Consider the following 16,064-nt stretch of genomic DNA (forward strand, 5'->3'; position numbering starts at 1 on the left):
GCCGCGTCGACGCCGTCGAGCGCCGACATCGCCGACTCGACCTCTCCCAGCTCGATCCGGAAGCCGCGGAGTTTCACCTGGCCATCGCGTCGTCCCACGAATTCGATGGACCCGTTGCGGGACATCCCGATGTCGCCGGTCCGGTACATCCGACCGCCCGGCGGTCCGAACGGGTCGGCGACGTACCGCGTGGACGTCTGACCGTGCCGGTTCAGGAACCCGCGGGTGACCTGGGCGCCCGCGACGTACAGTTCACCGGGCACGCCGTCGGGCACGGCGGCGAGCCGACCGTCGAGGACGTACACCCGCGAACCGAGCAGGGGGGTCCCGATGTCGGAGGCGGTTGCCCGGTCGACGAAGGCGCGCGTCAGTTCCCGACGGGTCATGTAGACGGTGGTCTCGGTGGGACCGTACATGTTGTTCAATTGCGGGCCCGCGACATCGGCGCCGGGACGGGTCGCCGACCCGTCGGCCGCCCGGTCCGTCTGCCATGTCCGGACATGCTCGTAGTCGAGGAGTTCGCCCGAGAAGTGCAGGCGCCGAACGGACTCCGGCAATCGACGGCCGAGGGGCGGGCGGACGACCGCCGCGAACTGATAGAACGACGACGGGGTGAAGTTGACGATCGTGACCCCGTGCCGGTCGAATGCCTCGACCACGTCGTCCGGGGCGCGGGTCGTCGCATGGTCGAGCACGAGGAGACGACCGCCGACGCGCAGTGCGGCCCAGATCTCGCCGACCGAGACGTCGAACGCGTAGGAGTGGAACATCGACCACACGTCGGCGGGCGAACTCTCCACGACGGCGTCGAGCGCATCGAGCAGCGACACCACGTTGTCGTGGGTGACGACAACGCCTTTGGGGCGCCCGGTGGATCCGGAGGTGTACATCACGTAGGCGCTCGACTGCGCGGTCACCTGCTCCGGCAGCGGTGGGATCGAGACCGACCGGACATCGATGTCGTACTGCGCCAACAGGTCCTGCGGCGTGCACAGCGGCACGGGCATCGCAGCCCAGGCCCCGACCGTCTCGGCGTCGACCACGACGGCGACCGGCGACGCGTCCTCGACGATCCCGCGCAGGCGCGCAACCGGATGTGTCCGGTCGAGGGGTAGATAGGCCGCACCGGTCTTGAGAACCGCGAGCAACGCCACGATGAGGTCCACCGAGCGCGGGAGCGCGACCCCCACGAGTGTTTCGGGACCCGCACCACGATCGACGAGGGCGTGCGCCATCCGTTCGGAGCGCACGTCGAGTTCCCGGTAGGTGAGCGACGCCCCGTCGAGGTCGGCGAGAGCGACGGCGTCGGCACGTCGTCGTGCGGCGATCCGGAAGAGCCCCGGCAGCGTCTCGCGGTCACCGAGGCCCAGGATCTCGGTGATCCGCCGGTCGAGTTCATCGACGATTCCGGCCGCGGCGGAAGCGAGTTGCGATCCGCTCAGCCCCGCGCGCGGCATCAGCGCCGTCACCGTTGCGCGGAGGGCGGCGTCGGCCGCGACGCCCCGCTCTGCCAGGGTGATCGCCGAGGCCGAGACCCGGCGGTGCAGAGCACGGAAGGTCACCGGGCCGGCCGCCCCGGACATCGCCTCGTCGTCGCCCGCATGGGCGGCGGCGAGCGCCAGCAGCCGAATCGCGGACGGGCGGCGCAGCGACGACTGGGCATGCCCCGTCGAGGTGCGGGGAATCGAGGTGTCCGACGTCACGCGGGTTCCACTCGATTTCGCTGGACCGCGCCCGATCCGGCGCCCGTATGGCCGTGCACGACGGCATCGGCGGCGGTTCGCACGCTGTCGAAGACCTCGTCGATGGACCGGTCGGCGTCGGCGAGGAGCGTCGCCACGGCGATCGTCAACGCCTCCGCCGGGTCTTCGTCGGGAATCGACATCGACATGGCGACCGCGGTTGCCTCGAGATCGGCGAAGGTCACCTGTGGCGCCCCCGCGACGCCGATGACCGTGTCGGGCGCGACGGCCGCGACCTCCGACACCAGCTCGTGCAGCGGCCGGACGGCATCGTTCCCGCGCGCTTGCGGCGCGTTCTGCTCCGTCCAGACGGCGAGGTCCCCGATCGCAGTGTCCGGCCGTGACACGATGTCGGCCAACAGATTTCGGAACCTCTCGGCGAACAGGGCCACCGTGCCGGGGTCGAAGAGATCGGTGTCGAAGGCGATCTGCCCGCCCAGCGCGCCGTTCCGGTCGACGCCGTCGGGGTCGCCCGGGTAGAGCATGACCTCGAGGTCCACCTTGGCGGGAAAGGACTCGGGCAGACGCGGCCGGACATGCAGCCCGTCGAGTTCGATGTCCGGGAACTCGAGGTTCTGGTAGGAAAGCATCACCGAGAACAACGGGTTGCGGCGTCCGCGGCGGACCGACGCACGGGCGGTTCGGGCGAGATGATCGACGATCTCGTCGAAGGACACGTCGGCGTGACCCAGGTCGGCGAAATCGTCGGTGTGCACCCGTCGCAAGAGGTCCGCGAACGGCTCGTCGAGGCGAAGCCGCGTACGTAGTGGCACCGTGGTCGCGAGCATCCCCACCATGTCGGTCAGGGCGGGATCATCACGACCGGCGAACGGTGTGCCGATGACGATGTCGTCGCTTCCCGACAACCGCCCGAGCAGAACCGCGAGCGCCGCGTGCAGGACGGCGAACTGCGTCGTGTTACCCACCCGCGCCATCTGACGGAGCATCGTCGCGGTCGACGACGGGATGTCGAGATCGACGACTCCGCCCACATGGCGGGGCTCCACGGGCCGGGGCCGGTCGGTCGGGATCGTCGCCGACTCCCCCGCCCGATCCAGACGCCGCCCCCAGTACCGCAGTTGACGCTGCCGTTCCGTCTCCCCGTCGGGCCGCGTGGTCTGCAGGCGCTCGGCGTGCCAGATCGCATAGTCGGCGAACTGCACGCGCTGCCCCACCGCACTTCTCGATCCGGCTCGCCCCGAGATGCGTTCGGAGTAGAACTCGGCGAGGTCGCGGGCCAGCGGGCCGAGCGACCCACCGTCGGCGTTGATGTGGTGGACGACGAACACCAGCAAGTGCCGGTCCGGGCTCACCCGCAGGATCGTCGCGCGTACCGCCGGGGGGCCGGTCAGGTCGAAACCCGCTCCGACGACAGCGGCGACCTCGGCGCCCAACCGGTCCTCGGCGGGCATGTCGTGCCGGTCACCGGCGAGATCGACGAGCGGAATCCGCAACGCGTGCACCGCATCCGCAGCGGGGATGATGAGTTGCACCGGTGTGCCGTCGTGCAGCGGGTAACGGGTGCGCAGCGACTCATGCCGCGCGACGAGGTCACCCACCGCCCCCGTGAGGGCCGGGACGTCGAGCCGGCCGTCGAGTTCCAGGGTCAGGCCGACGTTATAGGCAGGCGAGGCCGGATCGGTCTGGTTGATCGACCACAGGCCGCGTTGCACTCCCGTGAGGTCGACGAGATGAGTGCGTTCGCGCGGCGTCAGCATGCGTCCCGAGACCGCCCGGTCGGCCGTTGCCACCGCCGCCACGAAGTCCGCGACGGTCGGGTTCTCGAAGAGCAGCGACATCGGCACGCGGCGTCCGACATGCTGTTCGACGCGATAGGCGACCTTGGTCGCCGACAGCGAGCTCCCGCCGAGTTCGAAAAACCCGTCGTACACGCTGACCTCCCGCAGCCCGAGCACGTCGGCGAAGATCTGGGCCACGACGCCCTCGAGCCGGCTGCGGGGGCCGACATATTCACGTGCGGGCGAGATCTCCACCGCGGGCAGGGCGCGGCGGTCGACCTTGCCGGTTCGGGTCATCGGCAACTCGTCGAGCACCACCACGGTGTGCGGTACGAGGTGCGACGGCAGGCGGGCGGCGGCGTGGTCGAGGATGTGCTCGGGTGCGGGGACCCGGTCGGCAGGGGCGGTCACATACGACACCAGCACCGTGTCCCCAGCGGGAGTCGTCGTTCCGACGGTGACCGCGATGTCCACGTCGGGATGACTTGCGAGCACGCCGTCGACCTCGCCGGGTTCGACCCGCATGCCGCGGATCTTGATCTGGAAGTCGTTGCGCCCGTGGTAGACGATGTCGCCGGACGGTGTGCGCGTGACGAGGTCACCGGTGCGGTACATCCGCCCCCCGGTCTCGAACGGATCGGCGACGAACCGGCCCGCCGTCAGTCCGGGACGACCGTGGTAGCCGCGCCCGAGTGCCCGTCCCGACAGGTACAGCTCACCCAGGACACCGTCCGGCACCGGACGCATGCAGGCGTCGAGGACCCGGACGCCGACTCCGGCGATCGGCCCACCGATCGTGACCGGTTCCGCAGGCCGGAGGGGCGCGGAGGCGGTGGCCCAAATCGTGGTCTCGCTGGGACCGTAGAGATTGAGCAGCGGGCGGCCGGCCGCATCCCACCTCGCGACCAACTCCGGAGGGCAGGCCTCGCCCGCCACCATCACGACCGAGAGTTCGGGCACCGCGGCAGGATCGAGAGTGGCGAGCGCGGTGGGCGTCATGATCGTGTGGGTGACCCGGTGACGAGCGATGATGGTCGCCAGCTCGGGACCGGCGAACACCTCGGGTGGGCTGATCGCCAGCTGGGCGCCCGAACACACCGCGAACACGATCTCCCAGACCGCGACATCGAATCCCGGTGCGGCGACATGGAGTATGCGCGAGTCCGGGCCCGCGCCCAAGCGATGCTGCTGCTCGCCGACCAGTTCGGCGAACCCGGCGTTGGTCACCGTGACGGCCTTGGGCCGGCCGGTGGACCCCGAGGTGAACTGGAGATAGGCCGCGTCGTCGAGGGCGATCGGCCGCACCCGCTCGGCGTCGGCCACCCGGTGCGTCGGCCGTCCCGCGATGCCCAGATCCACCTCGAGGTCATCGAGAACCAGCTGCGCGACCGTGGATCGGGTCACCGAGGACCCGGCGCCTTCTGCGGCAACGGAATCCGCCGTGATGACCAGAACCGCACCGCTGTCGGCGAGCATCGCCGAACGGCGGGCGGCGGGCAGACGGGAGTCGATCATCACGAAGGCGGCGCCGCTCATGGCCACGCCCAGTACGGCCAGGACCGACCGGGGCGAGCGCGGGATGCTCACCGCGACGACGTCGCCTGGGCCGATGCCGCGTTCGATCAGGACGCGGGCGATCTGATTGGTCGTGGTCGTCACCTCGGACCAGCGGACCGCGCTCTCCCCGAGCAGGGCAGGGGCGCCGGGGTCGGCGCTCGCGAGACCGCGCGTCAGCAGGGTTGCGAGGGTCTGCTCCGGACGCGATCCCCGGGCCGGCGCCGCCAGGGTACGCATCTCGTCCGGGCGGAGCAGGTCGATCGCACCGATGCTCCGCGACGACTCGTGCACCATCTGCTCCAGGACGAACTCCAGCCGCCGCGCCATGTCGCGCACCGTAGCGTCGTCGAAAAGATCGGTTGCATAGGCGAATTCGACGTCGTAACGGTCGGTGCGGTCAGTGACCGACACGGTCACGTCGTACTTCGCGGACGGTACCCGGGCATCGAGGACCTCTGCGGACCCGGCCCATCGGGCGAGCTCGGCCAACTGATCGGGTTGAACCGTCAGCGCGACCTGGAACAGCGGCGAGTGCGACGGCGACCGGTGTGGCGCGACAGCGTCCACGACCCGTTCGAACGGGACGTCGGCGCGGCTCATCGCGCGCGCGCAGCGGCGATGCGCGGCGGTGACGAAGTCGGCGACGGTGTCCCCGGGTTGCAGGGTCGTTCGCAGCACGACGGTGTTGACGAACATGCCGACGAGGTCGGCGAGCGCCGGATCGTCGCGGCCGGCGACCGCGGTCCCGATACTCACGTCGTCGGTGGCGGCCAGCCGACCCAAGGTGATCGCCAGGGCGGACTGGAACACCGCGAACGGGGTGACCGCCAACGATCTCGCGAGCTGCCGGATCCCCGCGGTCAGGCCCGTCCCGAGCACGGTGTCCACATGCGCTCCGCTACTCGACATCACCCGCGGACGCGGCCGATCGGTGGGCAACTGCAGCAGATCCGGCGCGCCGCGCAACTCCGCCCGCCAGAACTCCAGGCCCTCGACCAGAACCGACGACGGCGCATCCGGCGTTCCGAGCGTCTCGGCGCGCTCGACGGCGACATCGGCGTACTGCATCGGCAACGGTGAGAGATCCGGTTCCGCACCCGCGCGTCGACTGTCGTACGCGGTCATCAGATCTCGCAGCAGCGGCCGGAGCGAGTGCCCGTCGGCCGCGATGTGATGAAGGACCAGCACGACGATGTCGCCATCCGGATGTCCGGTCACCAGGCGGTACCGGAACGGGATCTCCTCGGCCAGATCGAAGCCCACGTCGGTGATGGCGGAGATCGCCACGTTCACATCGTCTCCGGCGTGGAGCTGGACGTGTGTCCCGCCCAGAAGATCGGCAGCCGTGCGCGTGTCCAGGATTCGCTGCTCGGGTTCGCCGTCGACGACCGGGAACACCGTGCGCAGGATCTCGTGCCGGTCGACGACGTCCAGGACCGCCCGGTGCATGGCATCGGTGTCCAGCGCGTGCGCCAGGCGCAGCGCGCCCGACATGTTATAGGTCGACTCGGCCGGCGACATCCGGTTGATGAACCACAACCGGGTCTGCGCTTGCGACAGCGGGGTTCGCGCCGGACGCGGTGGTTGCGACCGGGTCGCTGCGGACCGGTCGGACTGCGGGACGACCACGGCGCGTGACGCGAGATCGGCGAGGTCGACCGCGTCGAAGACGTCGGTCAGGGCAATCCCCAGGCCGTGGTCGACACGTGCGCGGGCCACCATCCGGGCGGCGAGCAACGAATCCGCCCCCAAAGCGAAGAGATTGTCCGAGACGCTGACCCCCTCACGGTCCAACGCCTCCTCCACCAGCGACACGATCGCCCGCTCGACCGGGGTCTGCGGCGTCCGGAAACTCGTTGCGGCGGAGCCGAGTACGGGAACCGGCAGCGCGCGTGTGTCCAGCTTGCCCGACCGGGTGGTGGGAAACGCATCGAGGAAGACAATCCCCGGCGGAACCATGTGTCCGGGGAGTCGCCGTCGGCAGTGCGCACGCACAGCGTCGGCATCGAGCAGTTGCCGGGTGACACCGGCATCATGATCGGCGCGGGATTCGGGCACGGACCCATCCCGGCGAGCACGGAGATAGGCGACGAGAACCGGTGCGGGCCCGAGATCGCGGCGGGCGACGACCGCTACCGCGTCGACGCCCGGGATCGCGGCGATCACCGCCTCCACCTCGCCGGGTTCCACGCGCTGACCCCGGATCTTGATCTGCTGATCGGTTCGTCCCAGATACTCCAGTTCACCGTCGGCAGTCCATCGGACCAGATCCCCGGTGCGGTACATCCGGGCACCCACGTCCCCCCGCGGATCGGCCGTGAACCTGCCTGATGTCAGTCCCGGCGCACCGACGTAGCACGATGCCAGCTGCGGCCCCACCAGATACAACTCGCCGGCGACCCCGACCGGAACCGGACGGAGTCGGCTGTCGAGGACCCGCACCTCGGTCCCCGGTACCGGGTGTCCGATCGGAACGACGGGACCATCCGTCGTGACCCGCTGGGCGGTCACGTCGATCGCGGCCTCGGTCGGCCCGTACAAGTTCACCAGTCCGGCTCGGGTGGTCGACCGTACGCGCCGGGCGAGCCGGGCCGGCAGCGCCTCGCCCGACGTGAACACCCATCGCACGTGATCGGGTAGGGAGAGCCGTTCGTGCGACACCGTGTCGGTTCCGCCGAAGTCGTCGACGGACTGAGTCGTCGAACCACCGGGGTCCGGTCCGAGCACCACGTCGAGATAGGCATCGAGCATCGACGGCACGAAATGCAGGACGGTGACGCCGGATCGCGCGATGAGGTCGCGGAGGTACGCGGGATCGCGGTGTCCGCCGGGCGCCGCGATCACCATCCGCGCCCCGACGCGCAACGGCCACAGCAACTCCCAGACCGACACGTCGAAGGTTGCCGGCGTCTTGTACAGCACGGCGTCCCCCGCGGCGATCGGGTGGTCGTGCTGCATCCACCCGAGGCGTTGCTCGATCGCCCGATGACCGATCTCGACACCTTTGGGGGTCCCGGTCGATCCCGACGTGAAGATGACGTAGGCGGCCAGATCAGCCGGAACCCGGGTCTCCCGATGCGGCCGTGCCGTCGGACCGGGAAGCGGGGAGTCGAGACCGGCGATGAAGTGTGCGTCGACGACCAGGGCGGGTTCGACCGCGGCGATGATCGCCTGTCGCCGCTCGTCCGGTTCGGCCGGATCGACGGGCACGTAGACCGCACCCAGCCCGATCGCGGCATACACGGCGCACACCTGGTCGATCGAGCGGTCCAGTGCCACGACGATGCGATCGCCGCGCCGCGCGCCCAGACTCGTGAACCGGTTCGCGAATGTGTCGCAGGCACGCGCGAAGTCGCGGTAGGTGAGGGTGGTGTCGCCGAACGTCACCGCGGGCGCGTCCGGCGTCGACTCGACCTGGCGATCGAAGGCGGCCAGCACGTGCTCACCGCCCACGCCGACGGCCGGCCCGCCGGAACCGAGGTGATCCAGGGTTGCCGACTCCCCGGCCATCAGCAGGTCGAGGTCGGTGACAGGCCGGTTCGGGTGCGCGACGAACTGTGTGAGCACGTTGAGCAGGCGATCGCGATGTGCCTCGAGTTCCGCCGACCCGTACAGCGTGGGATTCGCGTGCAGACCCACTTCCAGCGGGGCCTCCGGGCCGGCCGCGAAGACGTTCATCACCAGGTCTTCGACCAGACCGGCGGACAGCATGTGATAGCGCACGCGGGCGCCGTCGATGACGATCGGCTTGTCGAACAGCAACAGGTTGACCAACGGTCCGAACGACGTACCGCGGGCATCACCGAAACCGGCTGCCGCCCTGATGTCTTCGGATCGATACCGTTGATGACGCAGACCCGCGGTGATCTCCGCGCTGACCGCCGCGACGACGTCGGCGCACGTCGCCGAGGAGATTCCGTCCACGCGCAGCGGCAACATGTTGGAGACCATCCCGGCCGAGTGCCGGACGCGCGCCGTCGTCCGTGCGGTGACCGGCAGACTGAGGACGATGTCGTCGCTGCCGGACATGCGCGCGAGAAACGCGGCGAACGCGGCGGTGAGGATGGCGGCAACCGAGGCGTCGAGGTCCCGGGCGCACCGACGCAGCGCCTCATCCAGTTCGGGACCGAGCAGCCCGGCGGAGACGACGGTCTCGTTGCGGACGCCGGCGGTGGCCGGGTGTGCCGCGAGGCTGACCCGCTCGGGGAGCCCGGCGGCACGTTCCTGCCAGAACTCGCGGTCTTTCTCGAACCGCGTGCTCCGCCGGTAGGCCGCGTCGTCGGCGACGACCTCGGCGATGCTGGCGCGGCGGACCGGTCGGCGCCCGGTTCGCGGCGGCACCGTGACAGCGACCTCCGCCGAAGGATCCGGCTCGCGGTACTCGTTGTAGCGCGCCACCGCTTCGTGCAGGCACATCAGTGCGCCGTATCCGTCGAACGCGATGTGGTGACCGCGCATGTACCAGTACGTCCGGTCGTCGGCGATCCGGATGAAGGCCGCGACGGCGACCGGATCGGCCAGCAGGTCCACGGACCGCTGATGGTCGGCGCGCATCCAGTCGACGGCTGCCGCTTCGGGATCCGGATGCGTCCGCAGATCGACGTCGATCACGTCGAACGGAACGGAGAAGTCGATGTACTGCCGAGGCGTGCCATCGACCTCGACCACGCGCGTGTACGCCGTCTGCAGGTCGCGTGCCGCCTCCAGCACTCCCCGACGGAACAACTCCCGATCGAACGGGCGTCCGTCGTCGACGATGTCGAGGTAGTGCGCGACGGTGACCGAGTGGTCGTCGACCAGGTTCTCGGCAAACCACATGGCGCGCTGAGCCGCGGTCAGATCCAGTAGATCCGCCCCTCGAGGCGCGCGGGGTGCCCCCGGGCGCCAGTCTCCCCCAGTCCCATCTCGGTGGGACACAGTGTCATCCATGCGTCGTCCGACGTCGGTTTCGGCGATTGGGTCGCTCGACGATGACGCTCCCGCGTCCCCCCGCAGCCATCGTCGAACAGCAACGAATCATACGCGGTACATCGCATCCGCTTCCGAAAGTGATACATCCCGCACAACCGACTGCACGGGACGATGGGGTTAGTTCAGCAACTGGTGTGACAGATGAGATCACCTGAGTGCGGTGGAGCCACACCGGTCACTCTCGTACCGTCTGGCGTGGTTCCGGGACCGAAGGATTCGGTCGTTCGACCGACACCGGGGCAGAACGGCATGTCGGACATGGCATCGCCCGGCGCCGGGAGCGAAGCGAGCGGGCCGAATGAACACCGGCGCCGGGAGCGAAGCGAGCGGGCCGAATGGGCACCGGCGCCGGGAGCGAAGCGAGGGGGCCTCGATCGATGGAGTCGCAGCGCCGGACAAGGCAAGATCGGACTGGTGTCAGACGTGCAGTTGATCGAGGTGGGCCCGCGGGACGGGTTGCAGAACGAGCAGACCCTGCTCTCCGTCGAGGAGAAGATCGAGTTCATCGCCCGGGCCGTCGACGCCGGCGTGCGCCGGATCGAGGCGGTGAGTTTCGTGAACCCCAAACGCGTACCGCAGATGGCCGGCGCCGAGGAGGTCATGGCCGGGGTGCCCCGCGTGGACGGTGTCTCCTATATCGGGCTCGTCCTGAATCGTCGTGGTCTCGACCGCGCTCTCGCCTCCGCGGTCGACGAGGTGAACGCGGTCGTCGTGGCCACCGAGGCGTTCAGCCGCCGTAATCAGGGCTGCGGTGTCGAGGACACCGTTTCCGCGGCCGTCGATGTGGTGCGCGACGCGCGCGCGGCCGGCCTCGCGACGACGGTGACCATCGCGGTCGCGTTCGGCTGCCCGTTCACGGGCGAGGTCGACCCGCGCCGGATCTCCGACATCGTGGCGCGGTTGACCGATCAGGCCGCCCCGGACGAGATCGCTTTCGCCGACACGATCGGCGTCGGGGTTCCGGCGCAGGTCCGCGATCTCGCCGCCCGCACGGCGGAGCGTGCGCCCGGTATTCCACAGCGCTGGCATTTCCACAACACGCGGAACACCGGTTACGCGAATGCTCTCACCGCGCTCGATTCGGGGGCCGGCGCCATCGACGCCAGTGTCGGCGGATTCGGTGGGTGTCCGTTCGCGCCCGCGGCGACCGGCAACATCGCGTCCGAGGATCTCGTCTATGCACTCGATCGGTCCGAGGTCATCACGGGTGTCGACATGCAGGGGCTGATCGACGCCGCCGCGTGGCTGGGCCGGGCCCTCGACAAGAATGTCCCCGCACTCCTCGGACGTGCCGGAGCATTTCCGGCCGTCCGCGGAGACGGGGACATCTGAGCGGGACCCCATCGGTGCGAACGCACCGGTGGGAAACCCTTCGCCGACTATCCGGTGGTGTGGACGATGAGCACGTCGCACGCCGACTTGCGGGCGACGTCGGCGGGGACCGATCCGAGGAGCCGGCCGGCGATCGAATTCAGGCCGCGATTGCCCACGACGAGAAGATCGGCCTTGACGTCGCTCACCAACTGCAGGAGTGCGTCGACCGGAGCACCCTTGACCGGCCGCTGCACCACGTTCGACGCACCGGCCTTGGTGGCCCGTTCCTTTGCGGTTCGCAGGATCTCCTCGGTCGGCGTCGATCCGGTGACCTGGTACGCCTCGTCTTTCAGGACATCCGCGGCGTCGCCGGCTCCGCGCTCGTTCGGGAAGTACGCGCACGCGATCACCAACTGAGCGTCGCCCGCGAGTGCACCCGCACGCTCCACAGCCTTCATCGACGACTCGGAGCCGTCCGTTCCGACGACGACGGTTTCGTAAGAGCTCATCCCAACCTCTCGACATGAATTCGCCTCGCTGCCCATCAGCGAGGCGTCATCGCGTATACCCACAATGCAGGGGTCCTGCACGGGGACATTAGTGTGCCGCGGGCGCGTCTGTCCCCCGTTCGTGGTGATCGGCACATCGTGAACCCGACGCTGCCACCCCGAACAGACGTCACTTGATCCCGGCCGCGTCCATCCCTCGCATCTCCTTCTTCAGATCGGCGATCTCGTCGCGGAGTCGTCCGGCGAGTTCGAACTGCAGATCCCGAGCGGCACTCATCATCTGGTCGGTGAGTTGCGACACGAGGTCGGCGAGCTCGGCGCGGGGCATCATCGACACGTCACGCTTCTCGATGACCCCCGAACTACCGGCCTTCGACACCTCACCCTGTGCGCGGCGTCCGCGGCTGGAGTTGCGTCCGGAACCGCCGACCGCCACGGCCTCGTCCTCGGCTTCCTTGTAGACCTGGTCCAGGATGTCGGCGATCTTCTTGCGCAGCGGCTTCGGATCGATGCCGTTCGCCTTGTTGTACGCGATCTGCTTCTCGCGACGCCGCTCGGTCTCGTCGATGGCGTTGCGCATCGAATCGGTGATCTTGTCCGCATACATGTGGACCTCGCCGGACACGTTGCGGGCCGCGCGACCGATCGTCTGGATGAGCGACGTGGTGCTCCGCAGGAAGCCCTCCTTGTCGGCGTCGAGAATCGCGACGAGCGAGACCTCGGGCAGGTCGAGACCCTCGCGGAGCAGGTTGATGCCCACCAGGACGTCGTAATCACCGGAGCGCAGCTGGCGGAGCAGTTCGACACGACGCAGGGTGTCGACCTCCGAGTGGAGGTACCGGACGCGGATGCCGAGTTCGAGCAGGTAATCGGTGAGATCCTCGGCCATCTTCTTGGTCAGGGTGGTCACCAGGACGCGCTCGTCGCGATCGGTTCGCTCGCGGATCTCATGGACCAGATCGTCGATCTGGCCCTTAGTGGGCTTCACCACGACCTGCGGGTCCACGAGTCCCGTCGGACGGATCACCTGTTCGACGAACTCGCCGTTGGACTGGCCCAGTTCGTACGGCCCGGGAGTCGCGGACAGATACACGGTCTGTCCGATGCGGTCGACGAACTCGTCCCAGGTGAGCGGTCGGTTGTCGACCGCCGAAGGCAACCGGAATCCGTACTCGACGAGGTTGCGCTTGCGCGACATGTCGCCCTCGTACATGCCGCCGATCTGGGGCACCGTCACGTGCGACTCGTCGATGACGAGGAGGAAGTCGTCCGGGAAGTAGTCGATGAGCGTGGCCGGCGCGCTCCCCGCAGCTCGGCCGTCGATGTGGCGCGAGTAGTTCTCGATGCCCGAGCAGAACCCGACCTGACGCATCATCTCCAGGTCGTAGGTGGTGCGCATGCGCAGACGCTGGGCCTCCAGCAGCTTGCCCTTGCCCTCCAGCTCGGCGAGTCGTTCCTCGAGCTCGCGCTCGATGCTCGCCATCGCCTTCTCCATGCGCTCGGGTCCGGCGACGTAATGGGTGGCCGGGAAGATGCGCAGCGAGTCGACCTGGCGCACGACGTCACCGGTCAGCGGATGCAGGAAGTACAGCGACTCGACCTCGTCGCCGAAGAACTCGATGCGCACAGCCAGTTCCTCATAGGACGGGATGATCTCGACCGTGTCCCCGCGCACCCGGAAGCTGCCGCGGGTGAACGACATGTCATTGCGCGTGTACTGGACGTCGACGAGCAGACGCAGCAGGGCGTCGCGATCGATCTCCTGACCGACCTCGATCTCGACGGACCGGTCGAGATAGGACTGCGGCGTACCGAGGCCGTAGATGCAGGACACCGAGGCGACGACGACCACGTCGCGTCGCGACAGCAGGCTCGACGTCGCCGAGTGACGTAGGCGCTCGACGTCGTCGTTGATCGACGAGTCCTTCTCGATGTAGGTGTCGGTCTGCGCGATGTACGCCTCGGGTTGGTAGTAGTCGTAGTACGACACGAAGTACTCGACGGCGTTGTTGGGCAGCATCTCGCGCAGTTCGTTCGCGAGCTGCGCCGCAAGCGTCTTGTTCGGCGCCATCACGAGCGTCGGGCGCTGGACCTGCTCGATGAGCCAGGCCGTGGTCGCCGACTTTCCGGTGCCGGTCGCGCCGAGGAGGACGATGTCCTTCTCTCCGGCCTTGATCCGGCGGGTGAGGTCTTCGATGGCGGCGGGCTGGTCGCCGGCCGGTTCGTACTCGCTGACGACCTGCAGGCGGGCATCGGTCCGCTCGATCTCGCCGACCGGCCGGAACTCCGAGTGCGCGATGACGGGGCGTTCTGCTGCAAAAGCCATAGTGCCAGGGTAAACGCGACCTATGACATCGATGTTCCCGCGGACCGGCGTCCGAAGAGCGCGGCGACGAGCACGAGCGCCGAGCACAGCGGGATCGGCTGGCCGACGACGACGAACACTCCGACGTCGGCGAGGAGCGCGACGGGCGCCGCGACCCGGACCGCCGGGCCCGGAACCGGCGCCTTGCCGCGGGACCGGCGCGGCACGCGCGACCACGGTTTCGCGATCGACAGCCAGCCCTGGAACGCGATCAACGTGGCCATCAGGACCGTCGACACGAGCAGGCCGGCCGACGCGACTTCGCGGGCGCGCGCCGCCGAGTCGAGAGCTGGTGAGAGCACCGCGATCCCGACGACGAGCTGGCTCACCGTGATCGCGAACTTCACGAGGACCCACCAGTGGAGGAAGAAGCCCCACGGCGTCGTCGCGGACAGCAGGAATCCCGACATCGCGGACACGTTGGCAGAGACCACCAGGACCGTGGTGTCGAGGAGGTGCGCGGCAACCGCGCCCCCGTCCCCGGGACTCAGCATCAGAACCGCCATCGTGAGCGCCTGGCTCATCCAACAGACCGACGAGAGCACATGTATCCACAGCAGCACGTGCCGTGCGCGCTTGACGGTCGGCCGCGCTGTGATTCGTTCGCGGGCCACACCACGGCCCCGTTCGGCGACGAAAGTCCTCATGTCGTCGACCATCCCGCGGGCAGGCGGTCGGACGCATCGGTGAGAACTCGGGCTTTCACCCTGAGATCGTCGGTCGGGCTGTCTAGATTCGGAGCATGACGAGCGATGGCGGGCGCACCGCCGACCCCGGGTCAGCACCGCACCCGCTGCACCCGCCCAAACGCGAGACTTTCGACGTCCCGGCGATGACGAACACCGACAACAAGGGATTCGTCCGGGAGGTCGAGGAGTATCGCGTCACCGGCTTCGGGCTGTACATGTCGCGCCACGCTCCCGGGCACCCCAGATTCGACCACCTGGAGTCATGGCTGCTACCCGCTTTGGGATTGCGCGCCAACATCTTCCACTACCAGGGCGGCTACCGCGAAGGGCAGCGCCTGTACCTGGATGTCGGACGGTTCGCCGGCCCCGACGACGACGGCCGGTGGCATGCCGAGGACTGGTACCTCGATCTCGTCGACGTACCGGGCACCCCTCCCCTGCTGCTCGACACCGACGAGCTGCTCGAGGCCCACCGTGAGGGACTGCTCGACACCGCGCAGTGCGTCGAAGCCGTCGAGATCGCCACGCGTGCCCTCGTCGGGGCGGCGGAACACGGCAACGACATCCAGGCCTGGCTCGACGCCGCGGCGGGTGGCGCGGTGGCCTTTCGCGACCACGGCCACCGCCGTCACGGCGACGCCCGGTAGATCAGTAGGTCGGCAGCACGAAACAGGACCCGTTCCGGATGAAGTCCGGGAGCTGGACGCCGGTACCCACCGTGACCGCCCTCGACTTCTCGACCCCGTCGAGGGTCGCCTTCAGCAGGTACCGGCCCGGCGACGACGGCCGCCACGTGGGCCGGGTCTCGACACTCGTGGGCTTCTGGTCGTAGATCGTGACCGTGCGCCCGGCGCCCACCAGGGTGACCTTCAGATTCGACTTGGCCGAACGCGGGTCATTGACGAGCACGGACAGTTCGTAGGAGCATCCCGCGCCGTATACCCCGTAATTGAACGAGCCGTTGGCCGACGAGCCGTAACCCGGAAGAGTGTCCACCGCGATACCCTGCAGCGCCGCCTCCGCCGGCGCGGCCAGCGCTACGCTCGCGCATGCCACTGCACCAAACGCTATTGCGCCACCGGCAATCCGCGCGCTACTCCGACTTCCCCGACCGACCATGCTGTACTCCACTCCTAGGCTTCGTCTTCAGCGAACAACCCCCACCGCGGGGGCGTGCG

General features: G+C 68.8%; 8 protein-coding genes (1 of these 8 running past the window's edge). 2 read left to right on the plus strand and 6 right to left on the minus strand.

The window, feature by feature from the left end; all coding sequences use genetic code 11:
- Together ACFVHY_RS18645 and ACFVHY_RS18650 are read right to left on the minus strand one after the other, a co-directional pair.
- A protein-coding gene (locus ACFVHY_RS18645; protein WP_390274517.1) for a non-ribosomal peptide synthase/polyketide synthase crosses the window boundary here: on the minus strand, window positions 1-1,703 show its 5' end (the start). 24,634 nt of this gene lie to the left of the window's left edge; 1,703 of the gene's 26,337 nt are visible here — the first part of the coding sequence; its start codon is at window positions 1,701-1,703; its stop codon lies off the left edge, out of view.
- Entirely contained in the window at window positions 1,700-9,856 is an 8,157-nt protein-coding gene (locus tag ACFVHY_RS18650) for an amino acid adenylation domain-containing protein (RefSeq protein ID WP_390274520.1), read from the minus strand. The genes ACFVHY_RS18645 and ACFVHY_RS18650 overlap by 4 nt, the downstream gene beginning before the upstream one ends.
- A gap of 567 nt (window positions 9,857-10,423) precedes the next feature.
- Here ACFVHY_RS18650 and ACFVHY_RS18655 point away from each other — a divergent pair.
- Window positions 10,424-11,341 carry a hydroxymethylglutaryl-CoA lyase gene (locus ACFVHY_RS18655; protein WP_390274523.1) on the plus strand — a complete coding sequence of 306 codons (918 nt, stop codon included), beginning with the start codon at window positions 10,424-10,426 and terminating at the stop codon, window positions 11,339-11,341.
- A gap of 47 nt (window positions 11,342-11,388) precedes the next feature.
- On the opposite strand, the gene ACFVHY_RS18660 is transcribed toward ACFVHY_RS18655, so the two are convergent.
- The 3 genes from ACFVHY_RS18660 to ACFVHY_RS18670 form a co-directional block, all read right to left on the minus strand.
- Entirely contained in the window at window positions 11,389-11,832 is a 444-nt protein-coding gene (locus ACFVHY_RS18660; protein WP_058251858.1) for a universal stress protein, read from the minus strand.
- Window positions 11,833-12,001: 169 nt separating this feature from the next.
- Window positions 12,002-14,158, minus strand: a complete 2,157-nt coding sequence (uvrB, locus tag ACFVHY_RS18665; RefSeq protein ID WP_058251857.1) for an excinuclease ABC subunit UvrB — start codon at window positions 14,156-14,158, stop codon at window positions 12,002-12,004.
- 20 nt (window positions 14,159-14,178) lie between these two features.
- Window positions 14,179-14,844, minus strand: a complete 666-nt coding sequence (locus ACFVHY_RS18670) for a hypothetical protein (protein ID WP_390274526.1) — start codon at window positions 14,842-14,844, stop codon at window positions 14,179-14,181.
- 95 nt (window positions 14,845-14,939) lie between these two features.
- Between ACFVHY_RS18670 and ACFVHY_RS18675 the strand changes: the two genes are divergently transcribed.
- Entirely contained in the window at window positions 14,940-15,533 is a 594-nt protein-coding gene (locus tag ACFVHY_RS18675; protein ID WP_390274529.1) for a DUF402 domain-containing protein, read from the plus strand.
- Between the two features lies 1 nt (window position 15,534).
- Here ACFVHY_RS18675 and ACFVHY_RS18680 read toward each other — a convergent pair whose 3' ends face one another.
- A complete protein-coding gene (locus ACFVHY_RS18680; protein ID WP_390274532.1) occupies window positions 15,535-16,005 on the minus strand; it encodes a hypothetical protein in 471 nt (156 codons plus the stop codon).
- Between the last annotated feature and the right edge of the window lie 59 nt (window positions 16,006-16,064).

This window comes from Gordonia sp. NPDC127522 (assembly GCF_042672305.1).
GTDB lineage: Bacteria > Actinomycetota > Actinomycetes > Mycobacteriales > Mycobacteriaceae > Gordonia > Gordonia hongkongensis.

Bases quoted from the DNA above. Each gene is read 5' to 3' on its own strand.
- ACFVHY_RS18650 (WP_390274520.1), bottom strand. From the start codon at position 9,856: ATGTGGTTTGCCGAGAACCTGGTCGACGACCACTCGGTCACCGTCGCG.
- ACFVHY_RS18660 (WP_058251858.1), bottom strand. From the start codon at position 11,832: ATGAGCTCTTACGAAACCGTCGTCGTCGGAACGGACGGCTCCGAGTCG.
- uvrB (WP_058251857.1), bottom strand. From the start codon at position 14,158: ATGGCTTTTGCAGCAGAACGCCCCGTCATCGCGCACTCGGAGTTCCGG.
- ACFVHY_RS18670 (WP_390274526.1), bottom strand. From the start codon at position 14,844: ATGAGGACTTTCGTCGCCGAACGGGGCCGTGGTGTGGCCCGCGAACGA.
- ACFVHY_RS18675 (WP_390274529.1), top strand. From the start codon at position 14,940: ATGACGAGCGATGGCGGGCGCACCGCCGACCCCGGGTCAGCACCGCAC.
- ACFVHY_RS18680 (WP_390274532.1), bottom strand. From the start codon at position 16,005: ATGGTCGGTCGGGGAAGTCGGAGTAGCGCGCGGATTGCCGGTGGCGCA.